Consider the following 26104-nt stretch of genomic DNA (forward strand, 5'->3'; position numbering starts at 1 on the left):
CTAAGAAGTAGCTTTTAACAAATATTATACAAATAATGATTGTGTCTTACGTAAGAAATATGTTTCTGCTTCACGTTTCTTAGCAGTTCCGAAGATAGGTTGACGTTCTTCATTTAATACTCTATACAAATCTGTTTTTTTGTTTGATTGTAAAATATATCCTGATTTAGCATCAAGTGTTACCCAATAAATATCACTCGTGTTGTCATGGTTAGGGTATGCACAATGATGACGAGATATAATTTGAATAACTTCTAATGGATCACAGCCAAATGTTGTGTTTAAAACATCTGAATCTCTAAATAAAGCACATATAGAAACACATGTTGTCCAGTTTGGTAGAACTCTCTCTTTTTCAATTTGTACTAAAGTCTTTTTAGATAATCCAACTGTATTCGCCATAGTATCCTGAGTGTAGCCTGCCTCAATACGAACCATTTTGAATTTTGTTTGGATTATCGTTGTAAATGTTTGTTTATCCATCTATATCTACCTTTCTTCTTAATATATATTATTAATTGATTTAATATGTTGCAAAAATACACGATTTTTTTCAGCACAAGTATCATCATAATACATTTTAGAACAAAATAAAAGAGGTAAATTGAATTTAATATCAATTTACCCCTTTAATACGTTAAATTATAATTCTTTAGCTAACTTTGATTTTTCTCTTTCAGATAAAATTAGTGCACATGCTGCATCACCTGTAATATTTACAGCTGTTCTTGTCATATCAAGTAGTCTATCTATACCTATGATCATACCTATTGCTGCTGGGTTTATTCCAATTGATGTTAATATCATAGCTAACATTACTAAACCTACTCCTGGTACACCTGCTGTTCCAATAGAAGCAATTACTGCGATAAGAACAACAGTGATCATTTGCATAACAGTTAAGTCTATGCCAGATACTTGAGCAATAAAGATAGTGGCTACACCTTGCATAATTGCTGTACCATCCATATTAATTGTTGCGCCTAATGGCTGTACAAACGAACTAATTTCTTTTCTTACACCCATATCTTTCGTACATTCTAATGATATCGGTAAAGTTGCATTTGAACTAGATGAACTAAATCCTACAGTCATTGCTGGGAAGAATTTTTTAAAGAACCATAACGGGTTCTTACCACCTAGAATTTTAACAGCGCCACCATATACTATAAAGAAGTGAACCGCTAATGCTAATAACACTACAAAGAAGTACATTCCGAGTTGCTTAATTGCTCCGAATCCAGCGTTAGTGAAAGCTGTTGCAACAAGTCCAAATGTTCCTATTGGTGCAAAGTAATTCATGATCATTGTTACGATATACATGAGTATATCGTTAGTTTGCTCAAACAGTTTCCTTACACCTTCAACTTTCGTACCGAGTGCAATCATTCCTATACCAATAAAAATAGCAAACGTAATAATTGGAAGCATATCTTGTTCTACCATTGATTGCATTGGATTTTTAGGGAACAGATTAATCAATGTTTGATCAAATGATTGATTTTCTGGTGCAGCCGCATCACCTGTCTTAGCTTTTTGCTCTTCACCATATTTTTTTACTTCTTGACTATTCAATAAATCTGAATGTCCATCACCTGGTTTAAATACTAAGGCTAATGCCATAGCTATTATAATTGCTAATGCAGTTGTAGTTAAGAAAAATATTAAAGTCTTAAGGCCAATACCACCTAATAACTTTGGATCACCTACGCCAACTACTCCAAGTACAATTGATACAAATACTACTGGTACTACAAGCATAAAGATTAAATTAAGAAATATTTGACCTAATACATTAAATACATATTGATTAGTATTTTGAACAAATCCACTGCCTGCATACATATTAAAAATTGACCCGACAACAATACCGAGTATTAAGGCTATTACGATTTTTAAAGTTAAATTTTTTGTTACCTTCATCTACAAATTACCCCCTATATAATATAAAATCATTTCTCCCTTGTAGCTTATTATACTTTAAGCGCTTTCAATTTGTAAATTTATTTTTTAAATCATTTTTAATTCAATAATAAAATACGAGTAAGTATTGAATTTTTCAATACTTACTCGTATAAAATTAAAAATATTAATTTATCAATTGATGTTCCATTGCATATACTGCTGCTTGTGTTCTATCTGATACTTTCAGTTTGTTTAGTATATGACTCACATGAGTTTTTATTGTTTTTTCAGATACAAAAAGTGTTTCTGCAATTTCTTTATTTGTTTTTCCTTTGACCATTTCGGCTAATACTTCAAGTTCTCTCTTCGATAATTTATTTTCTCTATGTGGTTTTTGAGAACTTTCAGTTATAATCGACTGTACTTTAGGATGAATTTTTTTCTCTCCATTTAGTACAGATCTAATTGTTTGTATAAGCGCTTCAGGCTCTACATCTTTAATTTCATATCCATCTGCTCCTTTATCAAGTGCAGATATAACATGTTCTTCATCATAAAAACTTGTTAGAACTAATATCTTGATATTTGGATACTTCTTTTTCACTATTTCAGTTATTTCAATACCATTCATTTCAGGCATCACTAAATCTAATAGAACTATTTCAGGGCTTTCATTATTCTCTAAGTAATCTAATAATAATGCACCACTTGAAAAGTCTGCTAGAATATCAAAGTTTGGAACAGTATCTAATAAAAACCTTAAACCTTGTCTTACTATATGATGATCATCTACTAAGATTATTTTATTACTCATGTGTGATACCCCTAACATTTATAGTGGAATAGATATAATGATTTCCGTTCCTTTATTCAATTCAGAGTTTATATCTATGTGTCCTTTCATAAATTGAACTCTTTGTTTCATATTTTTGAGACCATGTGAGAGGTTATTTTCTAATTTATTATTTTCGAAGCCTCTTCCTTCATCTATTATACGCGATTTAAATTCATATTTATTTTGTTCTAAATAAATTTTTGCACGTTTTTGTCCAGAGTGTTTATTAATATTATTCAATGATTCTTGAATAATACGGTAAATATTTTCTTCCATCGTATTAGGTAAGTCTATTAAACCTTCTACTTCAAATTCTGGTTCTACATGAATAAATTGGCTATATTGCTTAATTGCTGCAATCAATCCTTGTTCTAAGCCTATCGGTTTTAATTGCCATATAAGTGCTCTCATCTCATTAACAGCACTTTGACTCGTATCTTCTATAGTTTGGAAAGCTTCCTTTGCTGCTTGTTGATCGTTTAATCCTTTAGCCGCATGAGCCGTTATTTTTAAAGAAAACAACATCTGATTAACCGAATCATGTAAATCTCTAGCAAGCCTGTTTCTTTCGTTAATACGTGCTGCTTCTTTTTCTTGATCAGTTAGAAAAATACGTTTTATAGCTGAACCAATTTGAAATGCTACTGATTCTAGTAATTCTAAATCTTCTTCAGAATATCGTTTCATATTAGGAGTAGCAATATTCAATAATCCGAATTGTTCATTACCTGACCTAAGAGGAACCGTTGCATGATGCGTTATACCATCAGTTTTGTCGTGATGCTCTTTAGTAGCTTTCACAATTCTCGAACATGAAATAATATTTGAAGCTTTAGTTAACTTTTTATTTTGATATGCAGTAACACACCAACACGTACCCTCAGTCATATATTGGCATTTATTGTGTGTTAGTGCTGGTGGTAAGGCTTCTTCAGCAACTAACTCGTGTTTACCCTCTTCATCAATAAAAAATATCCAGCCAGTATGAAAATTACTACCACTCACTAATTTTTTGAGAGCTCCATGCATCATGCTGTACATTTCTGTCTCTTCATTTAGAAATTCTGCTATTTCTTTTAAGAGACTTGTACGTGTTGGTTTCTCCATATACATCACCTTTAGTATTATTGATTGTGCGTTACATTATATACATCATGTCTTCTATCTCTAAGATGTCTTACTGTTCCGTTTTCTCTGCCTCTTCTTAATACTTCTAAGTCTATTTCACCTATAGCTACCATTTCTAGATTTTCACCTGTTTCTCCTACTATGCCATCACGTGCAAAACCATAATCAGACGGTGAATATATTGCCGAAGCACTATATTGTATGTCCATATTTTCAGTTTGTGGTAAGTTACCACAAGTTCCTGAAGTTACGGTATAAATTTGGTTCTCAATAGCTCTAGCCATGCAACAATATTTTACACGTAAATAACTTTGTCTATCTTCAGTTGAAAATGGTGTAAATATTATTTTTGCTCCTTTTTCTGTAGCTATTCGTGCCATTTCTGGGAATTCGCTATCATAACAAATTTGTATTGCGATTTTTCCACAATCCGTATCAAAAACTTCTACACCATTACCAGGTGACACACCCCACCATTTTCTTTCATTTGGTGTTACATGAATTTTATATTGTTTTTCAATAGAACCATCACGACGGAATAAGTAAGAAATATTATATATGTCTTCTCCTTCTTCTACGAAATGGGAACCACCAATTATATTTATATTGTATTTCATAGCAAATTGATTGAACATCTCTATATATTGAGATGTATAAGTCGTTAATTTTCTAATAGATTCAGCAGGATTACTTTGCTCATCGAAACTCATTAATTGAGTAGTTAAAAGCTCGGGGAACACAATAAAGTCGCTGTCTGCATCATAAGCAACGTCTATGAAATATTCTATTTGATTAGCAAATTCTTCAAAAGAATTAATTTTTCTCATCATATAGTTAACTGTACATATTCTAACTGGTTCACTTGTTTTAAAATGAACGTTACTACGTGCGATATAATCAGGATTATTCCATTCCATTAAAGTAGCATATTTCATACTTTTGACATCATCATTTAAATAATTAGGATTAATTCGCATTAAAGTAAAATCATTCATCAATTGAAATGTTAAGACTGGATCTTTAATTCTATGTTTAATTACGCCTTGTACATATTCTCTTGGTGTTAGTTCATCACTATATTCATGATAGTTTGGAATTCTTCCACCAATTATAATACTTTTCAAATTTAGTTCATAAGCAATTTCGCGTCTTGCTTCATATAATCTTGCGCCAACTTTCATTCCTCTATACTCAGGATGAACCATAACTTCTATTCCATATAGATTATGACCATGATCATTATGGTTTGTTATATAGCCGTTATTCGTAATACTATCCCATGTATGTCTATCATCATATTCATCAAAATTTATTATAAGAGATGAACATGAACCTATAATTTCACCTTCAAATTCAACAACTACTTGTCCTCTTGGGAACATTTTTAAATGACTTTCTAAATGTGCTCTTTCCCACGGTTCCATTCCTGGGAAACATTTAGATTGTAGTTCAATAACTTCGTCTATATCTTCAAAAGTCATTTGTCTTGTATTAATACTTACATTAAATTCATTATTATCGATTGATTTTGACATGAATGATACTCCTTATCTAATTTTCTTGTTATACTAATTATAACTTATTTTTAGTTATAATATAATTTTTCCCGATTTTAAGAGAAATATTCCTGGAGGACACTATGCAAATAACAATACCATCAAAACATGAAGGTCAAACAATTGAAGAAATGTTCAAATCTTTACACCTTCCTAAAAAAGAACTACACCTTTTGAGAATGTCAAAAGAGATTACGATAAATGAACAAGCAAGCACATTAAGAGATAAATTAAGTGAAGGAGATAAACTTTACATTCCTACTCTTAATGAAACGAGTCAGTATGTATCGAGTTATCGATTGGCTGAAGTTAAATATGAGGATGAATATCTAGCAATTGTTGTTAAACCTAAAGGCGTAAAGACGCATCCAAACGATTTAAAGGAAGCAAACACACTTATGAATCATGTGATTTATACATTAGATTCAGATTATACTGAGCCTGTTCATAGGTTAGACCAAGAAACAGTCGGCTTATTATTAGTAGCAAAGCATCCGATTGCTAAAAAAATATTAGATCATATGTTAGAAGATAGAAAAATCACTCGAACATATAAAGCTCAAGTCGATAGTTTGTTACCACTTAAGCCACAATCGATAGATATGCCAATAGGTAAGGATAAATTCCATCCAAATAAAAGACGTGTATCACCAACTGGTCAGCGAGCAATTACACATATTATAGAAAGTCATATGTTAGATGAACATACAGCTGAAGTAGAGTTGAAATTAGATACTGGTAGAACACACCAAATCCGTGTACATTTAGCAGAAATAGGACACCCAGTCGTAGGTGACCCTTTATATAACAATAGTAAACTTAGACAATTAAAATTACACAGTTATAAAATAGAATTCGAACATCCATTTAAAGATGAATTCATCTCAGTTACTTTAGACGATTAATATAAAAACAGCCCTCCCAATCCTTCAGTTATCAAGGATTGGGAGGGCTTTATATTTTGAGCTTTATCGTTTTAATCTTTCTTTAAATTTATTTATGAAACTCCTTCTTCTACTTCTTACAGGCTGTCCAATATTTATATGAGATTGTCTCATTTCTTTAGCTGCTAATAATGCTTCATCCATCAACATTTCTTGAGAGTTCATGTGTTTATTACCAGCATCATTGTATTGATAATTACCATCGGAATTTTGAATACGTCCTTTTAATCCATCATTTAATTGTAAGTTTAAAATATCTTTTAATCTATTTACTACTTTAGGATCAAGTATAGGGAATAATATTTCAACACGCTTTATCATATTTCTTGTCATCATATCCGCAGAGGAAAGGTACATCTTTTCTTCACTATTATGGTGAAAATAATATATTCTAGAATGTTCTAAAAATCTACCTACTATACTTATAACTTCGATATTTTCACTTACCCCTTTAATACCTGGTTTCAAGCAACAAATACCCCTAATTATAAGTTTGATTTTCACACCGCTTTGAGACGCTTCATATAATTTTTTAATTACTTTTTTATCAGTTAAAGAATTCATCTTAGCTATAATGAGTCCATTGCCATGCTCATTGTGTAATTCTATTTCTTGTTCAATATGATCAACAAAGAAATCACGAATTTCAAATGGTGCCACTATTAATTCATTATAATCGGGTTTCAAAGAGTAACCGCTTAAATAGTTAAAGAAATTAATGGCATCTTCACCTATTTTAGGATTTGTAGTAATGATACCCATATCTGTATATATTTTTGCTGTTTTGTCATTATAATTTCCTGTACCTAAGTGTACGAATGGTATAACTTTTCCGTCCACTTTTTTGATTACGAGTGTTATTTTGCTATGTGTTTTAAGGAAAGTCATGCCATATATAACATTACACCCTGCATCTTCTAACATTTTTGCCCATTGAACATTGTTTTCTTCGTCAAATCTAGCTTTTAATTCAACTAATACTGTGACTTGTTTCCCGTTCTCGGCAGCGTTTTTCAATGCTTGAATGATTGTTGAATCACTGCTCACCCTATAAAGTGTTTGTTTAATAGCGAGTGTATTTGGGTCTTCTGATGCTTCTTTAATAAATTCTACAATTGGTTCAAATGATTCATATGGGTGATGGAAAAATACATCTTTTTCTAAAGCTAAATCATAAACATTATTTTTGTTTAAAGAGGAAGGTAATTGTGGTCTATATGGTTTGTACAATAATTCAGGGAATAATTCTTCTAATCGTCCTACAAGAGAGAATAATACAGTTAAATCTAATGGCCCATTAACTCTGTATATATCTTTATTAGTTAACTCTAGCTCATTCATTAAAAACATACTTTTTACTTCTGTATCAATATGTCTACTATCTATTTCAAGTCTTACTGCTGCACCACTTTTTCTTTCTTTTAAAAACTTTTCAATTTCTATTAATAAATCTTCCGCACCATCTTCATGGATTGTTAAATCAGCATTTCTCGTCACTCTAAAAGTATACGTGTTAATTACTTCAAATCCATTAAATAATTGTTCAATAAATAAAGAAATGACATCTTCTAAAAATACAATATACTTTTTACCATCATATTCCAACTTAATAATTCTATCTAATAATGTTGGTACAGGTACTATTGCTGACTTTATTTCACCATCATTTAATTTTATATCAACAAATAAATTGAGCATTTTATTATTTAATTTAGGAAATGGTCTATAAGCATCAATTCCTAATGGTGAGAGCGTTGGTAATATTTCAGTATTGAATTGATTGTGCAGTTGATCAATTAAATCTTCTGGCAGTCTTTCTGGTTGTGTAATAAATATATTATAAGTTTTTAATAAATCCTTTAATTCATTAAATCTCTTATATTGAAGCTCCACGTTTTCTCTATTTTTCTTTTCTATACCGGTAAGTTGTTCTTTTGGCGTTAATTGTGCTTTATTCTCTGGTTCATTAAAATTCATTTTCACTTGGTCTTTTAAACCTGCTACTCTGACCATGAAAAATTCATCTAAGTTAGAACTATGAATTGCTAAAAATTTTAGTTGTTCAAGCAATGGATTGTTCGGATCAATCGCTTCCTCAAGAACACGATAATTAAAGTCAAGCCAACTTAACTCTCGATTATTATAGTACTCTGGATTGTCTAAATAAAACCCGTTCGTTTGCGTTTCCATAATTATCTCACCCTTTACTTATTTCCATTCATCATTAAAAACTGACACTGTTTCATTAAAACGCAAAATTGTTAACCTTGTGTAAATATTATATTAAGTTTTTTTGGTAGTAACTTTTCTATATGTTTTTTCTGTCTTTCTGACTGATATTCTTCTGCAATTGGGTCTGTTACATAATCCACTATTAAGTCAAATTCATTTTTCTTGTCAATTAACTCCAAAGTTTCTATGCAATCAGTATTTGAAACATTTAATGCATTAGCGAATTTTATTATTCCACCTAGCTTTTGAATGAGCTCAATTTCATTATCTTTAAACCATGATGTTTCTTTTACATAAAACTTAAGTAATGATTTATTTTTAAAACTTGCCAGAAGCGCTAATTTCACTCTATCTCTATGTGAGAACCCATTAATACTTGAATTTGCGATAATATAATAAGTATGTTGAGAACTAGAATCCGCATCAATAAATGCACCTAAATAGTATAAATATGCCGCTTCTTTCAACAATTTCCTATCTTCATTAGAAACTTCAAAATCAGTTATTTCTATCACTTTATTAAGTAAATCTTCTGCTAATCTCATACGCTGTTTACCGTTAGAAGGATTTATATTATACTCATTTGCTAAATATTTTAAAGCATCTGTAGTCACATTATCTTTATTAAACGATTTAGGGAAATCTTCTTTCAACCTTGTCATAACTAAACCTTCACGTAACCCTTTTCTAGAAAAAGTGAAACGAGTTGCATCTGTTATATCATAAAGCGTGTTAAATACAATAGAACTTGGAATAATAATATCTGTACGATCTCTACTTAATCCATCTAAATCTTTTAAATCACTTTTATCTGATTTTTTTAATTCATCAAACACTTCTTCTAAATCTTTTTTAGTCATATCATAACCATGTACCCCCGCAATAGGATAGTTATTTAAAGACTGATGAATACGTGCATTATTTCGTGCTGAACCACCAATTCCAATAATTGGAACTTTTTTATCTTTTATCCATTTTTCAGATTCAAATTGTTCTTTAACGAATTTCTCACACTTTTTTATCGCATTTTTATCATTGTGATCTTTATCCACGAAAAACATTTTTTCTAACGTTACAACACCAAAAGGAAAACTAATCGCTTCTTTTAATTTCTTATTTTCAAAATAAGTAACCTCTGTTGAACCACCACCAATATCTACAGTTATACCGTTTTCAATATTTAGTGTATGTGTTGCTGCATAAAATCCATAAAAAGCTTCATCTTGTTCTGGAATAATTTCGATATCAAGATTAGTTTTGGATTTTACGCTTTCAATTATTTGATCTACATTTTTTGATTGTCTAACTGCTGCAGTTGCTGCAGGGACAAGTTCTTCAACATGAAATTTTTTAGCTACTTTTTTAAAACTATTTAAAGTTTCTACTAAAACGTTAATGCCTTCTTCGTTCATATTTTTATCTTCATCTAAAAATTGACTTAAACGAGCAGGTGTTTTAATATTTTGTAGTTCATTTAATCCTGTTTCTACTGAATATTCAAAAATAACAAGTCTTATTGTATTAGAACCTATATCTATTAATCCTATTCTTTTCATAAATTTCCTCCAGGAATCTATATATTTATACACAAAAAGGTGCCATAGCACCTTTTTGTGTTCTTAATATTTATGTCTTACAGATGCTACTATTTTTTAGAGCTTATCATATCTTCAGGTTTAATCCATTCATCGAATTGTTCTTCTGTTAAATGACCAGATTGAATGGCTGATTCTTTTAAAGTTAGTCCATTTTTATGAGCATTTTTTGCAATAGCTGCTGCATTTTCATATCCAATATGTGGATTTAAAGCAGTAACTAACATTAAAGATTGATTTAAATATTTATCAATATTTTCTTCGATAGGTTCAATACCAACAGCACAATTATTGTTAAATGTTTCGATACCATCAGTTAATAAATAAATTGATTGTAATGTATTATACAAAATAACTGGCTTAAATACGTTTAATTCAAAGTTACCTTGTGAGGCAGCAATACCTACTGCTGAATCATTTCCAAGGACTTGTACTGAAACCATTGTTAACATTTCACATTGAGTTGGGTTTACTTTACCTGGCATAATTGATGATCCTGGTTCATTTTCAGGAATAGAAATTTCAGCTAAACCAGCTCTTGGACCTGAAGCTAACCATCTAACATCATTTGCAATTTTCATTAAATCACTTGCTAATGCTTTCAATGCACCATGCACATAAACTACTTCATCATGTGCAGTTAAAGCATGGAACTTGTTTTCAGAAGATACAAATGGATAACCTAATTGTTTACCAATTTGTTTAGCAACTTTATCACCAAATTCAGGATGTGCATTTATACCAGTACCAACAGCGGTACCACCGATTGCTAAGTTCAATAATTGACCTTTAGATTCATTTAGTAGTGATTCACATTTATCCAACATATATCTCCAACCACTAACTTCTTGTCCTAATGTTAATGGTGTCGCATCTTGTAGATGAGTTCTACCAATTTTGATGATATCTTTAAATGATTCTTCTTTATCTTTAAAAGTATTTCTTAACGTACTTAAAGCTGGTAATAATTTAGATTCAATTTCATGATATAAAGCAACGTGCATTGCAGTTGGATATGTATCATTTGAACTTTGAGACATATTTACATGATCATTTGGATGAACACTATCATCTGAACCTTTTTCTTTTAAGTATTCGTTAGCTACATAACTTACAACTTCATTAACATTCATGTTACTTTGAGTACCACTACCAGTTTGCCATACAACTAATGGAAACTGATCGTCTAGGTTTCCTTTTAAAATCTCATCTGTTGCATAAACAATTGCATCTTTTTTATCATCTGATAATTTACCAAGTTCATGGTTTGAAATTGTTGCTGCTCTTTTCAAGTGAGCAAATCCATATATAACTTCAATAGGCATTTGTTCTTTTCCTACTGGGAAATTTTGTTTACTTCTTTGTGTTTGCGCTTTCCAATACTTATCGCTTGGGACTTTAATTTCACCAAATGTATCATGTTCAATTCTGTAACTCATTGTAATTACTCCCCTTTATTCCTTGTAGTCATCACTCATTATTCATCTTTATTATATCTTATACAGCCAATGATTTAAACTCTCAGTTGTCAGATAATTTAAATTATCATAAAAAAAGGAGTGGAACCGAAATCTATTCTATTAAAAAAAGATTTCGTCATCCCACTCCCTATAAAATATAATGCATTTTATGAATCTTGTGCTTCTTTCTTTTCTTCATATGCTTCATCATTTTGTTCTGAAATTTGTTCCATTTCTTTACCTAGTTCTTTTACATCTTCTAAGTCTTGAACCATTTCATTTTCTTCTTCTGGCTGTTTATTCAATATATTCACCTTCTTATGAAAATTGAATTGAGAAGTAAGATCTAACATCTTCTGGCAATCCTTGTGCCGCTTCATTATCTAATATAACTGTTACCATTCTATGTTGTTTTAATTTTGCTGATTCAACTGAGCCGTTAGCTGGTTCTTCATACAACTTGCTAACTGCTTTTGCTTTTTCTTTACCTGTAACTAATACAATAACTTCTCTAGCTGGATGAATTGCTTGATTATAATCTAATCCAGTTCTGCTATCTTCAGTTAAAGTCACAACATCTAACATCAATTTATTTTTCTTTTTGTCAGTGTTCACTTTTTCTTTAATGAATGATTCTACATCACTACCAACATCTGTTTTTAAAACTTGCTTAGCTGGTACACCTAGTTCAGTATAATAATCTTCTTTACCATCAAAATCTAAAATGTGTACTTGACTAAAGTTTACTGGATTTTTCTTAACATCATCTAATAATTCATCGAAAAATGTTGTATTCTCTGCATCTAAGTGCACGCCAACTACTGAAGTACTATCTGAATTAAATTGTTTGCGAACTACGTCTGCAGCGTAACGTGCAGCGATATCTTTCGTTTCAAATACTTTAAAGTTTAAAGCCATTTTGTCCACTCCTCATTTCAACTTATCTATTTTCAAAAAATTAATCTTTAATCATTATTTATAATATACCCTTTTTTAATAGTAGTTAAAACATTTAATTCTGAATCAACTACAACAAAGTCTGCTTGCTTGCCAATTTTAATAGAACCAAGTCTATCATCTACATTTAAACGAATAGCTTGATTTAAACTTGTTGTGCGCCATGCTTCTTCAAGTGACACGTTTGCAAAGTCCATCAAGTTCTTTAATCCCTTATTCATTAAAAGTATGCTTCCTGCTAATGAACCATTTTCTAGTCTTGCCTCATTATTTTTCACATAAACATCTTGACCACCAAGATCGTATTTTCCGTCTGACATTCCTTTTGCTCTCATTGCATCAGTTATAATACAGAAGTTCTCATTCCCTTTTGCCAAATAAGCTAATTTAACCGCTGCTGGATGTGAATGTACACCATCAACAATAACTTCAGTTGTTAGTCTTTCATTAGTCAGTGCTGCTCCAAATACTCCAGGTTCTCTATGCGTAAAAGTTGTTTGTGCATTATATAAATGTGTTACATGTTTAAGTCCATAATTTACCGCTTCTTCAATCCCGTTATAATCGGTAACTGTGTGTCCCGCAGAAAAAATAACGTCATTGCTTAAATGTTTTATCGTTTCTTTTGCACCTTCTACTTCTGGAGCAATTGTTACTATTTTAATATTCCCGTTTGATTTATCTTGGAACTCATTAAATTTTTGCACTGTGGGTCTTGCAACAAATGCTGGATTCTGAGCACCAACTTTATGTTCAGAGATAAATGGACCTTCTAAATGTACACCTAATATTTCTGCACGCTTTTCATCTAGCGGTTTATACTTCGCAACATTTTCCAACGCAGCATTAACTGCATCTGTAGACTGCGTCATAGTAGTAGCTAAAAAGCTTGTTGTTCCTTCTGATAATAATTTTTCAGATAATACGTTTAAAGTTTCTGGAGTAGCATCCATAGCATCTTGACCATAACCACCATGTATATGTATATCAATAAAACCTGGTATCAAATGTTGTCCTTTTAAATCTACAACACGAGCATTACCTTTATAGTCACCTTCTTGAATATCATAAATAAAGCCATCACGCACTTCGATATATCCATTTTCAATCTTTGTTTTTTCAGTATAAACTTGTGCATTTTTTAAAATATAATTATCCATTTGTATGTCTCCTTAAAAATGTATTTAAATATTCCCCTAATTCGTTTATAATAAAGATAACATAACATTACGAGGGGGCTAATTAAATGAACACGTTATTAATTTGTATGGTTGGTGTAGCATTTATTACTGCGATGTTAACTGCTGGTCGCGATTCTAAAGACTATGGTCTTAAAGAAGAAGATTTAAATAAAGAGCTTGAATCTTTAAAATCAAATAATTAATAACTGAGACCATTTGGCCTCAGTTTTTTTTATGATAAATTAGGATAATTTTGTTGTCTTAAAGCTTCATAAATTAAAATTGCAGCAGTGTTAGATAAATTTAATGATCTTACATTTTCATTCATTGGAATTCTTAAAGCCGTATCTTTATATTTTTCTTTAATCCAGTCTGGAAGACCAGTCGTTTCTCTACCAAACACAAAATAATGATCTTCATCTAAACTACTATAATCAAATTCAGTGTGTGGTTGTGTACCAAATTTAGTTAATAAATAATAGTTACCACCTTCTGTTTTCTCAAAAAATTCTTCAACACTATCATAATAAACAATATTTACGAATTTCCAGTAATCTAATCCTGCTCTTCTTAACATTTTATCATCAGTACTAAAACCTAATGGTCTTATTAAATGTAAAGTTGTATCTGTTGCTGCACAACTACGTGCAATATTCCCTGTATTTGCTGGTATTTCTGGTTGATATAAAACTACATGATTTGTCATATTTTATTTTCTCCTAATCTCTAATCCTTTTATCATTTCTTCTTGAACTTCTTCAATTTCACGTTCATAGTGCGACATTATAAATGATCTTGCTTCTTCACCTTGAATTTGTCCAATTGCCCAAAATGCTGTACCTCTTATCATTGGTCTAGGATCTGTTAATGCAACATCTTTCAAATCAGGTATTGCACTTTCTTCATTAAAATGTGCAAGTGCAACAATTGCATTTCTTTGAATCGGTTTCTTTCCACGCCATGCACCAGCTAAATGTCCATAAGTATTCTTAAATTCTTTGTTAGACATTTTTAATAATGGAACTAATCTAGGCTTCAAGACTTCAGGTTCTAAGACGATATCATCTTGTTCTGTGTTAATCCCTCTATTTCTTGGACATACTTGCTGACATGTATCACAACCATATAATCTATTACCAATTTTATAACGATATTCATCTTTTAAATACCCTTTAGTTTGCGTTAAAAAGCTGATACATTTTTGACTATTTAATTGTCCATCACCCACTAATGCTCCAGTAGGACATCGATCTACACATATATTACAATCACCACAACTATCGATAACCGGGTCGTCAGGTTTAAATGGGATACTCACTAACATCTCACCTAAATAGCTCCATGTCCCTAAATCTTCATTTATAATAAAGCCATTTTTTCCTGCAAATCCTAAGCCCGCTCTTTCAGCAACAGCTCGATCAGATAGAACACCTGTATCAACCATCGATTTCACTTCTACATCTGGTACTTTCTCTTGTAGGAATAAACTGAGTTTATCTAGTCGATTTCTCATAATCGTATGATAATCTTGACCCCATGAAGCTCGTGCAAATAAACCTCGTCTGTCACCTCTTACACTTTTAGGTGCATCTTTTAATTTATTAGGATAACCTACTGCAATAGCAATTATTGATCTTGCAGATGGTAACGTGAGTTTTGGAACTGTTCTTAATTCAATATCACTTTCTTCAAAACCAGACGCGTAGCCTTTTGAGTGATAATCTTCTAATTTCTGTTTTAATTCATCAAAGGGATCTGCCGTTGTAAATCCAATGCTATCTATTCCAATAGAATGCGCGTAATCTATTACTTCTTGTTTCAATAAATCTAAATTCAAATTGATTCACCTCACTATCAAACATGCTTATATATTTTAACATATTTATATGAAAGTTTTAGATTTTAAAGTTATTTAAAACAAATTAAATCTTGAATATAAACAAAAAAGCTGCCAACAAAGATAGTGAATTTGTTGGCAGACTAATCATGTTGAATTGTTATATCTTTAAGAAGTAATCGTAGTACCTATTTCATTTGATATCGAACTCTTTAATAAAGCATGTTCTGATGATCCAGAAATAATTTTTACGCTTTTACAACCATCTTTTATAGCTGAAATTGCACCGGTAACTTTAGGTATCATTCCACCATATATTTCAGTCGTTTCAATATAATTATTAATATCTTTAATACTTAAGTTAGCTTGAACTTCATCTTTAATGAGTACACCTGGAATATCACTTATTAGAAATAAATCGCCTTCCATTTCACTTGCAATTTTATAAGCTAAACTATCAGCATTTATATTGTATCGTTGTCCACTGATACTATCTATACCTATAGGAGCTACAACCGGGATACTATTTGAACAAATAAGTTCTAGAGCAGCTTTGTTAACTGAAGAACATTCTGCAACAAAACCGTATTTAGGATGAAGTGGTTCTATATCAAATAAATTCATATCTATTCCATTAACACCTATTGCTAATGGTTCATATTGATTGATTTGAAATACTACTTGAGGATTCACTTCACCTATCAATGTACTAGAAGTTTGTAGCAACACTTCCTCATCAGTTACACGTAATCCATCTACAAATTTACTTTCAACTCCTATTTTACTAAGTTGCATATTTATAAATGGACCTCCACCATGCACGATTATTGGTACATAATTTTGCTTTTTTAAAGTGAGAATATCTTCAATTATTGATTTGCTAAGATTATTTAATATACTTCCGCCTATTTTAATTACTGCATACTTCACTTAAAGACCTCCAATTAGGTTCTATATAATGCATTAATTTTCACGTAATCATAAGATAAGTCGCACCCAAATGCTGTAGATGTAAAGGATGAATCACCAATCTTAGCATTGATTTCAATAGTTTCCTGCTCCATTTTCGCTTTTAAATCTAACTCATCAAATGAAACATTCATTCCTTTGCTAACCAATAAATGATCACAGAGCCATACATCTATATCAGTTGGATTTATCGTAATATCAGCATATCCAATTGCTGAAATGATTCTGCCAAAGTTTGGATCTGCTCCATGAATAGCCGTCTTGACTAAACTAGAACCGACGATTGTTTTAGCAATAATATTGTTTTGTTCTTTTGTTTCGGCACCTGTAACTTTAACTTTTATTAATTTCGTTGCACCTTCGCCATCCCTAGCAATACTTTGTGCTAAATATCGACTTACATGTTGCACTGCTTTAGCAAATTTATTCCATTCAGGATGTTGCTTACATAAAGGTTGGTTATTACTTTGGCCATTTGCTAAAAGAATAACCATATCGTTAGTACTTGTATCTCCATCAACAGTAATCATATTAAAAGTTTCATCAACAGATTCTTTCAATAAACTATTTAAATCTTCAACTTCTACGTTTGCGTCTGTAGTCATAAATCCTAACATAGTAGCCATATTCGGATGTATCATACCTGATCCTTTACAAGTTCCACCAATTGTTATCACTTCATTATCAATAGTCACTTGTACAGCTATGTGTTTTGTTTCTTTATCTGTTGTTAAAATAGATTCATTAAAATATTCAGAATTAAAATCATTTTGTATATCTATATTATTAACGCCATACTCTATTTTTTGCATTGGCAAAAATTCGCCTATTAAACCTGTTGAAGCAACTGCAATTTCATGTTCTGGTATTTGTAATTTTGATGCAGCCCATTTTTGAGTTTGTTTCGCATCTTCAATACCTCGTTTGCCTGTACAAGCATTTGCTATTGCAGAATTAATGATTACTGCAGAAAGTTTATTATTAACACTTATACTCTCCTCTGTAACTTGTAATGGTGCAGCTTTGAAAGCATTTTGTGTATATACTGCTGCACAATTAGCTGGAACTGATGAAAATAGCCAACCAAAATCTTTCTTTTCTCTACGAAGGCCCACGTGTGTTCCACCTGCTACAAAGCCCTTAGGTGTCGCAACGTCACCTTCTTCTATAATTGTCATTTCAAAGTCAATTAATTGTTCAGTTTCTTCTAACATCAAATTCCTCCATTTCTAAGGATATACTGGTAATAAATTCAAACCTTCATCTTCATTAAATCCATATAAAATATTCATGTTTTGAATTGCTTGACCACTTGCACCTTTTACTAAATTATCTATTACAGTTACGATTACAGCTTTATTTCGTTCTTCGTCAACGTAAATACCTATATCGCAAAAATTACTACCTAATACTTCCTTAGTTTTTGGAAATTCACCTATTTTCCTAATACGGACAAACGGTTTATTTTGATAGGTTTTTATATACATTTTATGTAATGCTTCTTCTGATATTTCTTCATTTAAATCTACATAAATTGTAGCCAGTATGCCTCTTGTCATAGGAACAAGATGTGGTGTAAACATTACTTTAATATCAGATCCTGATAATTTTGACAAATATTGCTCAATTTCTGGCGTATGTTTATGTGTTCCTAATTTGTAAGCAGAGAAATTCTCATTCGCTTCTCCATAATGAACATTCTGACTTAAACTTCTACCTGCACCAGAAATACCTGTTTTAGCATCTATAATTATTGATTCCTTATTAATTAAATTGTTTTTTAATAGTGGATGTAGAGAAAGTAAAATCGCTGTTGGAAAACATCCTGGATTAGCAATAATTTTAGTTGAATCATTGTTTATATCGGACCACTCAGCTAAGCTATAATTAGCTTTATCAAGTATGCTTTGTTCAGCTGGTTTTTCACCATAATATTTTTCATATAATGCTGGATCTTTTAGTCTGAAATCTCCTGATAAATCAATAACTTTTATTCCTCGTTCAATTAATTTAGGAATAAAATGTTTACTCACATTTGATGGCGTAGCAAAAAATATTAAATCGCAATCTACTTTATCAACATCTAAACTTGAAAATGGTACATTAATATTGTCTTGCAAATGTGGATATGTTTCTTTAATGTCTTCCCCAGACTTAGAATGTGAAAAAACATATTTAATATTCACTTCTTTATGTTGTTTGAGTAATCTAATTAGTTCAACTGCACCATATCCACTTCCGCCGACTATACCTATTTCTAACACGAAAACACCTCTTTTATTTTTTAGTATTACAATACTTTAGATAAAAATTGTTTCGTTCTACTATTTTGCGGATTATCAAAAATTTGTTCAGGCGTACCTTCTTCTTGTACAATTCCTTCATCCATAAAAATGACATGATCACTTACATTTTTAGCAAAGCCCATTTCATGTGTAACAACAACCATTGTCATGCCTTCTTTAGCTAAATCTTTCATAACACTTAACACTTCCCCAACTACTTCAGGATCAAGTGCTGAAGTTGGTTCGTCGAATAAAATAACTTCTGGATTCATAGCTAATGCCCTCGCAATAGCGACACGCTGCTTTTGTCCTCCAGAAAGTTTTGAAGGATAAACATCCGATTTATCTTCTAATCCAACTTTTTCAAGCAACTGATGAGCTTGTTTTTCTAATTCAGATTTATTTCCTTTTTTCAAAGTCAAAGGCGTTAAAGTAACATTATCTATAACTTTTTTGTGAGGGAACAAATTAAAACTTTGGAACACCATTCCCATTTTTTGTCTTAATTGATCAAGCTTTGCTCCCTTAGTATTCGTTAGGTCATTGTTTTCAAAAATAATTTGACCTGAAGTAGGATCTTCTAATAAGTTTAAACATCTTAATAGCGTACTTTTACCACTACCTGATGGACCTATTATGGCAACTACTTCTCCTTTTTCTATATTTAAATTTATACCTTTTAACACTTCATTTTTACCAAATGTTTTGTGTAAATCATTAACTTTAATCACTGACACTGAACCTCCTTTCAGCAACATACATCACTCTAGATAACGTAAACGTTAAAATGAAGTACAATACTGCTGCTACTAACAATGGTGTGAATGGGTCAAACGACGCACCTTGCACAACTTGTGCATTAAACATTAATTCACTAACACCTATTACTGATACAATAGATGATTCTTTAATTACAGTTACGAATTCATTACCTAAAGCTGGTAGTATATTTTTAATCGCTTGAGGCATAATAACTTTTTTCATAGCTTGTGATTTATTTAAACCTAATGATCTTGCGGCTTCCATTTGACCATTATCAACTGCATTAATCCCTGCTCTAATAATTTCTGCTATGTAAGCACTACAGTTAATAATAAGCGCGATAATACCGCAAATAAGTGCAGATAAATCTAAACCAAGTACTGCTGTTGTACCAAAATACACTAAAAATACTTGAACTAATAAAGGCGTTCCTCTTATAAATTCTATATAAACTGATGCAATAGATTTTAAGATTTTACTGTTGCTTAATTTCATCAATGCAAAGAAAACACCAATAAGTGCACCAGCTACAACTCCTAAGAATGATAATAGAATTGTATATCCAACACCATGTAAGAAATATGAGCCATATTTGCTAAAAAATGATCCATCATCAAACATTGCTTCTGTGGCTTTATCTTGATAATCTTTTATCAAATTATTATCTCGAACTTCTTTAACACTTTTATTGACTCTCTCCATTAATTGAGGAGAATCTTTAGGTAAAGCGATGGCAGTTGTTTTATCTGCATCAGAAAAATCAACATCTGAATAAGTTAAATTTGGATTTTTCTCTAAATATGCATCTGCTACAGGACCTTCAATAATCATTCCATCTACTTTTCCTGAATTAAGTGACATAATAACTTCAGGTACCCTTGCAAGTGAGCTCACTTGAGAGTCTGGCATTTCAGTTTTTGCTAATTCCTCTTGCGTTGTTTGCTTTTGTACTCCAATCATTTTCCCTTTGAAATCTTCAATAGTTTTTAATTTATCTTTATCTTTCTTTTGTATAATTAGTCTTTGCTTAACTTCCATATAGTGATCTGAAAAATCAACTTCTTTTTTTCTTTCAGGAGTCGGTGCCATACCTGAAATAATCATATCTATTTTTCCAGTTTTTAAAGCACCTAATAAACTATCAAATTGCATATTCACTATTTTAAGCTTTATACCATTGTCTTTCGCAATTTTTTTAGCAAGTTCAATATCTATACCTGCATACTCACGCTTTCCATCTTTGGTATGTTCAAATTCATATGGTGCATAGTCTGCTGATAAACCTACTCTTAGCTCGCCACGTTCTTTAGCTTTATCCCACTGGTCAGTTTCTTGGGCGTGTGACTGTTTGGGGACTAAATATGGGATAGTAAGTAGTAAACAAACTGTTATAAGTACTACTTTCACAAATAAATTTCTTTTCAAAGTTGTAACCTCCTGAATTAATAATATTCATTATTATACACATTTATGTAATTTTATGCAATGCTTTTTATAAAAGTTTTTGAATGGTTATTCATTTAGTCGTTACTAAATATAATCTCATTTTAAAATCAAATTTTTGTAACCGCTGTTATAACACTTTTCAAAGTAACTAGCACTGATTTAATACATTTATCAATATGATATCAATATGCAAATTTATGAATAATGATTTATTCTACCTCACTTTATGAAAACAAACAATATATTTTCATAATATTCTAATAATTATAGTTAAATTTATATATAAAATGTAATATAAAAAAGCGTCCTCTAACTGAGGGCGCTTTTTAGTATTCAATTCTTATGCATTTTCTTTAAACAAAAACATTTCCTGATTATATTTAGGTAATAATTTCAAGCATAATCTATGTACAATATAAGCAAATACAAATGGTATAACAAAGTACGCGAATATTAAAAGAACTATATTTACAATTATTGAGCCGTCCATATATTTTATTGCATTAGCTGGACCAACAAAACCTGTATAACCGAATCCTGTAGACATAGGTGTTCCTTTTATTCCTACAAAATACGTTAGCAAACCACTCATTAACCCATTAATGATCAACGGTATTGCTATTATTGGATTTTTAAAGTAGACAGGTATCATCATTTTTGCAGCACCAATAATAAGTACGATATTAATCCCTTTATCATTTACTTTCCATGATCCCATTAAGAATGTTACACATGCCGCAACGATTCCCATATTACCTGCACCTGAACTTAGACCTTCTAATCCTACAGCTGTTGCAATTGCTACCACTGAAATTGGAGTGACCATAAGGAGAGCATATGTAATTGCTATCAAAATACACATTAACAATGGATTTAAAGTCGAGAATTGTTCTATTAATTTTCCAATGCCTTTTGTTACATTACTTACATATGGCAAAGTAAGCATTCCAATAAAACCACTAACTACCGAAATAAATATTGGCATAATTAGCATATCTAAAGAACCAAATTTACCTTTTAATTTAATCATTAAATAACAACTAATGATTAATACAACTATTAAATTGACCACATCGCCAATACTAACAAACATAAATTGGCCATTTTGGACTTTCACAGCACCTGAACCTATTAATCCAGCTGCCCCTATCATCACGGCATCTGTAGCTTGAAATTTAAATTGATTAGCTACAATTATTCCTATAATAAAACTCATAGCATATTGCATAAGTAATAAAGCTTGGTTAAACATTTCAAGTACAGGGTGAAACTGTGATAAGTAACTAAATAAAACACCTAATATTGCATTTGGTATAAGCGCAATAACGATACCTACGCCTATACCATTTAATATGTTAAAGAAAAATTCCTTTACAGTGAAATGTCTATCCATAAAATTCCTCCATATTTAAATATGTATTAATCATATATGAGATTATTTTAATAGACAATCACATTTTTAATTTTAAATAATTGTACCTTGATGAAATCGCATTTTCCACTGATTATTTTTTCTGATCCACAAAGTACTTCTATTCGTTAATACATTATCCGTCTCATTGAATAATTTATATGTAACCAATACAATGCCTTTTTGAATCTTTTCAGTTACAAAATCACTAATTTGATATTCAAAAGTATGTAAAGTGCTGTTTTCAATATCATTTTTATAAATGACTCTACCCGACTTTCCAATCTCTTTGAAATTATCATCAAGTAAATCTAGTATAATATTATGATCTAATCTATTATTTGCGTTTAAATGAGAACATTCTAGTTCAAAAAATTGTTGTTTAATAAATTTCACCTACCTTATAATTTAAAGATAATTTTTAAGTTATTATGCTAAAATATTTATATAATACATAGTATAAATGAGGAGGAATCCGTATGACAAATCTAAAAGAAGTCGCAAGAAAAGCTGGTGTTTCTCCCAGTACTGTATCAAGAGTAATTAATAACCACCCTTATGTAAACGAAGAGAAAAGGAATAGAGTACTCCAAGTTATTGAAGAAATAAATTATATACCTAACATTAATGCCATACATTTAAAAAAAGGTAAAACAAACTTAATAGGTGTTGTTATTCCTTTTTCTAATCATCCTTATTTTTCTCAGCTAATACAAGGTATATCAGAAGAAGCAATTAAATTAAACAAGAAAATTGTACTTTTCCAAACTTCTTATGATACCGACCAAGAAATAGACGCTTTAGAAATGCTTAAACTAAAACAACTAGACGCCTTAATTATATGTTCAAGAAATATTTCATTAAATATAATCGAACAGTATGTTCAATACGGGCCTATCTCTATTTTTGAAGATATAACACATTCTAAGCTTCGTACAACCTATATTGATCACTATAAGGCCTTTTACACGGCATTAAACCATTTGTACGAACATGGACATCGAAATATCTCATGTGCTATTAATAGAAAGAATAGCACAAGTTCTTTATTAAGGATTGCAGCTTATAAAGATTTTTGCAAAGAAAAATCACTAACTTTCAATAATAAAAAGATCTATGAAAATTATGTATTACTAGAAGATGGTTATATACTTGCTAAAGATTTAAATAAATCACCAACTCCCCCATCAGCAATTATAGTTTCAGGTGACAACACAGCTGCTGGTCTATTACTAAGTATAAACAATGATGCAAAAGAACATTTATCTATTATTGGCTTTGAAAATCATAAAATATCAGAGATGCTTAATCTGACAACGATAGAAATACCACTTATCAATATAGGCAAAAGTCTCTTTAACCAATTATACGATAATAATATAACACATCACTTTTTTGAAACTAAATTAATAAAAAGAAATTCTGTAAAAAATATTAATTGTTGACATGAAATGCATTTCATAGATTATCCTTTATTTAATCACATATCTTAGGGGGTAATTTAAATGAATAAACAAAAAGTCGGCATTGATGGTTGTAACATTACTTCAGAAATATATGTAGAATTAGTTCAACACACAAGAAATATTGACATAGTAGCGTGTGCAGATGATAATTTAACAAAAGCAATTAATATGAAAGATAAATACGGAATTCCAAAAGTAATGACAAGAAGTAAGTTGTATAATGATCAAAAAATTGATTATATTATAAAACTTTAAATTGCAGGTTAGTAAAAGAAGAAGACAGTAATCTAATGATGAAATTATAAAAGGCTGAGACAAATTAATTGTCTCAGCCTTTTTGTTATAAGTACCGGTGGTCGGGTTCGAACCGACACGTCCTCAACGGACACGGGATTTTGAGTCCCGCGTGTCTGCCAATTCCACCACACCGGCATAATTATATTTCCTACAAAAAAATCTTCCCAATGGAAGAAATAATGGAGCGGAAGATAGGACTTACACCTATATCTCATTCCGGGAAGGAATGTATTCTAAGAGTTGAAATACTCCCGCATTTTAATAATTAGTAGTACTGAAAAATAATGGAGCGGAAGATAGGATTTACACCTATATCTCATTCCGGGAAGGAATGTATTCTAAGAGTTGAAATACTCCCGCAAAATATTAATGGAGGCGGCAACCGGATTTGAACCGGTGAATAGAGGTTTTGCAGACCTCTGCCTTACCACTTGGCTATGCCGCCAGACTACTGGGCTAGCTGGATTCGAACCAGCGCGTGACGGAGTCAAAGTCCGTTGCCTTACCGCTTGGCTATAGCCCATTAATAAAAGTAAGGGCGGCTGATGGGAATCGAACCCACGCGTGTCGGAACCACAATCCGATGCGTTAACCACTTCGCCACAACCGCCATGGCAGGGGCAGTAGGAATCGAACCCACATCAAAGGTTTTGGAGACCTCTATTCTACCGTTAAACTATGCCCCTATTAAATTATAAGAAATATGGTGGAGGGGGGCAGATTCGAACTGCCGAACCCGAAGGAGCGGATTTACAGTCCGCCGCGTTTAGCCACTTCGCTACCCCTCCGATAGATGGTGCCGGCCAGAGGACTTGAACCCCCAACCTACTGATTACAAGTCAGTTGCTCTACCAATTGAGCTAGGCCGGCATAATGTTAAAAGATGGCTCAGGACGGAATCGAACCGCCGACACAAGGATTTTCAGTCCTTTGCTCTACCGACTGAGCTACTGAGCCATACATAAAATTTTAAAAATGGCGGTCCCGACGGGAATCGAACCCGCGATCTCCTGCGTGACAGGCAGGCATGTTAACCGCTACACCACGGGACCTAAAATAATAATTGCGGGAGGTGGATTTGAACCACCGACCTTCGGGTTATGAGCCCGACGAGCTACCGAACTGCTCCATCCCGCGATAATAATAATTTAATTTTACAAATATAATGGCGGAGGAAGAGGGATTCGAACCCCCGCGAGCCGTTAAGCCCCTGTCGGTTTTCAAGACCGATCCCTTCAGCCGAACTTGGGTATTCCTCCACTATATAAGTATGGACCTTGCAGGACTCGAACCTGCGACCCAACGGTTATGAGCCGTTTGCTCTGACCAACTGAGCTAAAGGTCCAAAATTTAAAATATGTATTTCATATTCAAAATTTTAATGGCGGCAGAGGGGATCGAACCCCCGACCTCACGGGTATGAACCGTACGCTCTAGCCAGCTGAGCTACGCCGCCGTAATAATATTATTTTAAATGGTGGAGACTAGCGGGATCGAACCGCTGACCTCCTGCGTGCAAAGCAGGCGCTCTCCCATCTGAGCTAAGCCCCCATTTAATATGTAACTTTTAAAGAGTCGGGAAGACAGGATTCGAACCTGCGACCCCTTGGTCCCAAACCAAGTGCTCTACCAAGCTGAGCTACTTCCCGTAACCAAAAATGGTCATTACGCGCCCGAGAGGAGTCGAACCCCTAGCCTCTTGATCCGTAGTCAAACGCTCTATCCAATTGAGCTACGGGCGCATATTAAAATGGTGCCGAGGACCGGAATCGAACCGGTACGGTAATCACTTACCGCAGGATTTTAAGTCCTGTGCGTCTGCCAGTTCCGCCACCCCG

General features: G+C 32.0%; 24 protein-coding genes and 16 tRNA genes. 4 read left to right on the forward strand and 36 right to left on the reverse strand.

All coding sequences use genetic code 11. From position 1 onward, the window contains the following. Positions 1–24 precede the first annotated feature (24 nt). From xdrA to LQ608_RS02065, 5 genes are all read right to left on the reverse strand, one after another. Entirely contained in the window at positions 25–483 is a 459-nt protein-coding gene (xdrA, locus tag LQ608_RS02045) for an XRE family transcriptional regulator XdrA (RefSeq protein ID WP_078357625.1), read from the reverse strand. Between the two features lie 159 nt (positions 484–642). Next, positions 643–1923, reverse strand: a complete 1281-nt coding sequence (locus LQ608_RS02050) for a dicarboxylate/amino acid:cation symporter (protein ID WP_239749351.1) — start codon at positions 1921–1923, stop codon at positions 643–645. 166 nt (positions 1924–2089) lie between these two features. After that, a complete protein-coding gene (locus tag LQ608_RS02055) occupies positions 2090–2719 on the reverse strand; it encodes a LuxR C-terminal-related transcriptional regulator (RefSeq protein ID WP_239749352.1) in 630 nt (209 codons plus the stop codon). A gap of 18 nt (positions 2720–2737) precedes the next feature. Beyond that, on the reverse strand, positions 2738–3847 hold the full coding sequence (locus LQ608_RS02060) for a GAF domain-containing sensor histidine kinase (protein ID WP_239749353.1): 1110 nt from the start codon (positions 3845–3847) through the stop codon (positions 2738–2740). A gap of 17 nt (positions 3848–3864) precedes the next feature. After that, a complete protein-coding gene (locus tag LQ608_RS02065; RefSeq protein WP_078357629.1) occupies positions 3865–5403 on the reverse strand; it encodes a bifunctional GNAT family N-acetyltransferase/carbon-nitrogen hydrolase family protein in 1539 nt (512 codons plus the stop codon). Positions 5404–5507: 104 nt separating this feature from the next. Here LQ608_RS02065 and LQ608_RS02070 point away from each other — a divergent pair, with 104 nt between their 5' ends. Then, positions 5508–6329, forward strand: coding sequence for an RluA family pseudouridine synthase (locus LQ608_RS02070; RefSeq protein ID WP_078357630.1), 822 nt, complete (start codon positions 5508–5510; stop codon positions 6327–6329). Between the two features lie 63 nt (positions 6330–6392). Here the strand turns inward: LQ608_RS02070 and LQ608_RS02075 are convergent, their stop codons facing one another. The 6 genes from LQ608_RS02075 to nagA all read right to left on the reverse strand — a co-directional run bounded on the left by LQ608_RS02075 (position 6393) and on the right by nagA (position 13772). Continuing rightward, positions 6393–8558, reverse strand: a complete 2166-nt coding sequence (locus LQ608_RS02075) for an RNA degradosome polyphosphate kinase (RefSeq protein ID WP_239749354.1) — start codon at positions 8556–8558, stop codon at positions 6393–6395. Between the two features lie 71 nt (positions 8559–8629). Further along, the gene (ppx, locus tag LQ608_RS02080; protein ID WP_239749356.1) at positions 8630–10156 is read right to left on the reverse strand and encodes an exopolyphosphatase; all 1527 of its coding nucleotides are present in this window, start codon (positions 10154–10156) and stop codon (positions 8630–8632) included. Positions 10157–10245: 89 nt separating this feature from the next. After that, the gene (gene fumC, locus LQ608_RS02085) at positions 10246–11634 is read right to left on the reverse strand and encodes a class II fumarate hydratase (protein WP_239749357.1); all 1389 of its coding nucleotides are present in this window, start codon (positions 11632–11634) and stop codon (positions 10246–10248) included. 188 nt (positions 11635–11822) lie between these two features. Beyond that, complete coding sequence (locus tag LQ608_RS02090) at positions 11823–11969, reverse strand: SAS053 family DNA gyrase inhibitor (protein WP_239701513.1); 147 nt, start codon at positions 11967–11969, stop codon at positions 11823–11825. Between the two features lie 4 nt (positions 11970–11973). Continuing rightward, a complete protein-coding gene (locus LQ608_RS02095) occupies positions 11974–12573 on the reverse strand; it encodes a 6-phosphogluconolactonase (RefSeq protein ID WP_107509807.1) in 600 nt (199 codons plus the stop codon). 47 nt (positions 12574–12620) lie between these two features. Continuing rightward, positions 12621–13772 carry an N-acetylglucosamine-6-phosphate deacetylase gene (gene nagA, locus LQ608_RS02100; RefSeq protein WP_239749359.1) on the reverse strand — a complete coding sequence of 384 codons (1152 nt, stop codon included), beginning with the start codon at positions 13770–13772 and terminating at the stop codon, positions 12621–12623. 86 nt (positions 13773–13858) lie between these two features. Here nagA and LQ608_RS02105 point away from each other — a divergent pair, with 86 nt between their 5' ends. Further along, positions 13859–13996 carry a hypothetical protein gene (locus LQ608_RS02105; RefSeq protein WP_016913147.1) on the forward strand — a complete coding sequence of 46 codons (138 nt, stop codon included), beginning with the start codon at positions 13859–13861 and terminating at the stop codon, positions 13994–13996. Between the two features lie 29 nt (positions 13997–14025). On the opposite strand, the gene trmL is transcribed toward LQ608_RS02105, so the two are convergent. From trmL to LQ608_RS02150, 9 genes are all read right to left on the reverse strand, one after another. Next, positions 14026–14499, reverse strand: coding sequence for a tRNA (uridine(34)/cytosine(34)/5-carboxymethylaminomethyluridine(34)-2'-O)-methyltransferase TrmL (gene trmL / locus LQ608_RS02110; RefSeq protein WP_078357636.1), 474 nt, complete (start codon positions 14497–14499; stop codon positions 14026–14028). A gap of 3 nt (positions 14500–14502) precedes the next feature. Further along, the gene (gene queG, locus LQ608_RS02115; RefSeq protein ID WP_107509806.1) at positions 14503–15630 is read right to left on the reverse strand and encodes a tRNA epoxyqueuosine(34) reductase QueG; all 1128 of its coding nucleotides are present in this window, start codon (positions 15628–15630) and stop codon (positions 14503–14505) included. 168 nt (positions 15631–15798) lie between these two features. Further along, entirely contained in the window at positions 15799–16560 is a 762-nt protein-coding gene (gene argB, locus LQ608_RS02120; protein WP_239749360.1) for an acetylglutamate kinase, read from the reverse strand. Positions 16561–16574: 14 nt separating this feature from the next. Continuing rightward, the gene (gene argJ, locus LQ608_RS02125) at positions 16575–17813 is read right to left on the reverse strand and encodes a bifunctional glutamate N-acetyltransferase/amino-acid acetyltransferase ArgJ (RefSeq protein ID WP_239749362.1); all 1239 of its coding nucleotides are present in this window, start codon (positions 17811–17813) and stop codon (positions 16575–16577) included. Positions 17814–17828: 15 nt separating this feature from the next. Further along, positions 17829–18863, reverse strand: coding sequence for an N-acetyl-gamma-glutamyl-phosphate reductase (gene argC / locus LQ608_RS02130; protein ID WP_239749363.1), 1035 nt, complete (start codon positions 18861–18863; stop codon positions 17829–17831). A 26-nt stretch (positions 18864–18889) separates the two neighbouring features. After that, on the reverse strand, positions 18890–19615 hold the full coding sequence (locus LQ608_RS02135) for an amino acid ABC transporter ATP-binding protein (RefSeq protein ID WP_078357641.1): 726 nt from the start codon (positions 19613–19615) through the stop codon (positions 18890–18892). Further along, the gene (locus LQ608_RS02140) at positions 19608–21071 is read right to left on the reverse strand and encodes an ABC transporter substrate-binding protein/permease (protein ID WP_275582997.1); all 1464 of its coding nucleotides are present in this window, start codon (positions 21069–21071) and stop codon (positions 19608–19610) included. Before LQ608_RS02140 ends, LQ608_RS02135 begins: the two co-directional genes overlap by 8 nt. Before the next feature lie 361 nt (positions 21072–21432). Beyond that, positions 21433–22485: a PTS sugar transporter subunit IIC gene (locus LQ608_RS02145; protein ID WP_078357643.1), complete on the reverse strand. Its 1053-nt coding sequence runs from the start codon at positions 22483–22485 to the stop codon at positions 21433–21435. Positions 22486–22557: 72 nt separating this feature from the next. Next, a complete protein-coding gene (locus LQ608_RS02150) occupies positions 22558–22899 on the reverse strand; it encodes a nuclear transport factor 2 family protein (protein ID WP_239749364.1) in 342 nt (113 codons plus the stop codon). 83 nt (positions 22900–22982) lie between these two features. Between LQ608_RS02150 and LQ608_RS02155 the strand changes: the two genes are divergently transcribed. Both LQ608_RS02155 and LQ608_RS02160 read left to right on the forward strand, forming a co-directional pair. Continuing rightward, positions 22983–23948 (forward strand): LacI family DNA-binding transcriptional regulator, encoded by a 966-nt coding sequence (locus tag LQ608_RS02155; protein ID WP_239749365.1) that lies wholly within the window; start codon positions 22983–22985, stop codon positions 23946–23948. 60 nt (positions 23949–24008) lie between these two features. Beyond that, on the forward strand, positions 24009–24224 hold the full coding sequence (locus tag LQ608_RS02160; RefSeq protein ID WP_078357646.1) for a Gfo/Idh/MocA family oxidoreductase: 216 nt from the start codon (positions 24009–24011) through the stop codon (positions 24222–24224). Positions 24225–24316: 92 nt separating this feature from the next. Here the strand turns inward: LQ608_RS02160 and LQ608_RS02165 are convergent. The 16 genes from LQ608_RS02165 to LQ608_RS02240 form a co-directional block, all read right to left on the reverse strand. Then, positions 24317–24401: transfer RNA gene (locus LQ608_RS02165), tRNA-Leu, on the reverse strand. A gap of 235 nt (positions 24402–24636) precedes the next feature. Further along, a tRNA-Cys gene (locus tag LQ608_RS02170) sits at positions 24637–24711 on the reverse strand. Between the two features lie 6 nt (positions 24712–24717). After that, a tRNA-Gln gene (locus LQ608_RS02175) sits at positions 24718–24789 on the reverse strand. Between the two features lie 14 nt (positions 24790–24803). Next, positions 24804–24876: transfer RNA gene (locus LQ608_RS02180), tRNA-His, on the reverse strand. A 2-nt stretch (positions 24877–24878) separates the two neighbouring features. Next, a tRNA-Trp gene (locus tag LQ608_RS02185) sits at positions 24879–24952 on the reverse strand. Between the two features lie 18 nt (positions 24953–24970). Then, positions 24971–25054, reverse strand: a tRNA-Tyr gene (locus tag LQ608_RS02190). Positions 25055–25060: 6 nt separating this feature from the next. Next, positions 25061–25136 (reverse strand) — tRNA-Thr (locus tag LQ608_RS02195). 14 nt (positions 25137–25150) lie between these two features. After that, positions 25151–25223, reverse strand: a tRNA-Phe gene (locus LQ608_RS02200). Between the two features lie 19 nt (positions 25224–25242). Next, positions 25243–25318: transfer RNA gene (locus LQ608_RS02205), tRNA-Asp, on the reverse strand. 11 nt (positions 25319–25329) lie between these two features. After that, positions 25330–25403, reverse strand: a tRNA-Met gene (locus tag LQ608_RS02210). A 29-nt stretch (positions 25404–25432) separates the two neighbouring features. Beyond that, a tRNA-Ser gene (locus LQ608_RS02215) sits at positions 25433–25525 on the reverse strand. Positions 25526–25537: 12 nt separating this feature from the next. After that, positions 25538–25611 (reverse strand) — tRNA-Ile (locus LQ608_RS02220). Positions 25612–25648: 37 nt separating this feature from the next. Next, positions 25649–25722 (reverse strand) — tRNA-Met (locus tag LQ608_RS02225). A gap of 19 nt (positions 25723–25741) precedes the next feature. Further along, positions 25742–25817 (reverse strand) — tRNA-Ala (locus LQ608_RS02230). 24 nt (positions 25818–25841) lie between these two features. Continuing rightward, a tRNA-Pro gene (locus LQ608_RS02235) sits at positions 25842–25915 on the reverse strand. Between the two features lie 19 nt (positions 25916–25934). Beyond that, positions 25935–26008: transfer RNA gene (locus tag LQ608_RS02240), tRNA-Arg, on the reverse strand. Between the last annotated feature and the right edge of the window lie 96 nt (positions 26009–26104).

Source organism: Mammaliicoccus sp. H-M34, assembly GCF_022386495.1.
GTDB lineage: Bacteria > Bacillota > Bacilli > Staphylococcales > Staphylococcaceae > Mammaliicoccus > Mammaliicoccus fleurettii.

Excerpts from the sequence above, each read along its gene's own strand:
- xdrA (WP_078357625.1), bottom strand. The coding sequence starts at position 483 with ATGGATAAACAAACATTTACAACGATAATCCAAACAAAATTCAAAATG.
- LQ608_RS02050 (WP_239749351.1), bottom strand. The coding sequence starts at position 1,923 with ATGAAGGTAACAAAAAATTTAACTTTAAAAATCGTAATAGCCTTAATA.
- LQ608_RS02055 (WP_239749352.1), bottom strand. The coding sequence starts at position 2,719 with ATGAGTAATAAAATAATCTTAGTAGATGATCATCATATAGTAAGACAA.
- LQ608_RS02060 (WP_239749353.1), bottom strand. The coding sequence starts at position 3,847 with ATGGAGAAACCAACACGTACAAGTCTCTTAAAAGAAATAGCAGAATTT.
- LQ608_RS02065 (WP_078357629.1), bottom strand. The coding sequence starts at position 5,403 with ATGTCAAAATCAATCGATAATAATGAATTTAATGTAAGTATTAATACA.
- LQ608_RS02070 (WP_078357630.1), top strand. The coding sequence starts at position 5,508 with ATGCAAATAACAATACCATCAAAACATGAAGGTCAAACAATTGAAGAA.
- LQ608_RS02075 (WP_239749354.1), bottom strand. The coding sequence starts at position 8,558 with ATGGAAACGCAAACGAACGGGTTTTATTTAGACAATCCAGAGTACTAT.
- ppx (WP_239749356.1), bottom strand. The coding sequence starts at position 10,156 with ATGAAAAGAATAGGATTAATAGATATAGGTTCTAATACAATAAGACTT.
- fumC (WP_239749357.1), bottom strand. The coding sequence starts at position 11,634 with ATGAGTTACAGAATTGAACATGATACATTTGGTGAAATTAAAGTCCCA.
- LQ608_RS02095 (WP_107509807.1), bottom strand. The coding sequence starts at position 12,573 with ATGGCTTTAAACTTTAAAGTATTTGAAACGAAAGATATCGCTGCACGT.
- nagA (WP_239749359.1), bottom strand. The coding sequence starts at position 13,772 with ATGGATAATTATATTTTAAAAAATGCACAAGTTTATACTGAAAAAACA.
- LQ608_RS02105 (WP_016913147.1), top strand. The coding sequence starts at position 13,859 with ATGAACACGTTATTAATTTGTATGGTTGGTGTAGCATTTATTACTGCG.
- trmL (WP_078357636.1), bottom strand. The coding sequence starts at position 14,499 with ATGACAAATCATGTAGTTTTATATCAACCAGAAATACCAGCAAATACA.
- argJ (WP_239749362.1), bottom strand. The coding sequence starts at position 17,813 with ATGTTAGAAGAAACTGAACAATTAATTGACTTTGAAATGACAATTATA.
- LQ608_RS02145 (WP_078357643.1), bottom strand. The coding sequence starts at position 22,485 with ATGGATAGACATTTCACTGTAAAGGAATTTTTCTTTAACATATTAAAT.
- LQ608_RS02155 (WP_239749365.1), top strand. The coding sequence starts at position 22,983 with ATGACAAATCTAAAAGAAGTCGCAAGAAAAGCTGGTGTTTCTCCCAGT.
- LQ608_RS02160 (WP_078357646.1), top strand. The coding sequence starts at position 24,009 with ATGAATAAACAAAAAGTCGGCATTGATGGTTGTAACATTACTTCAGAA.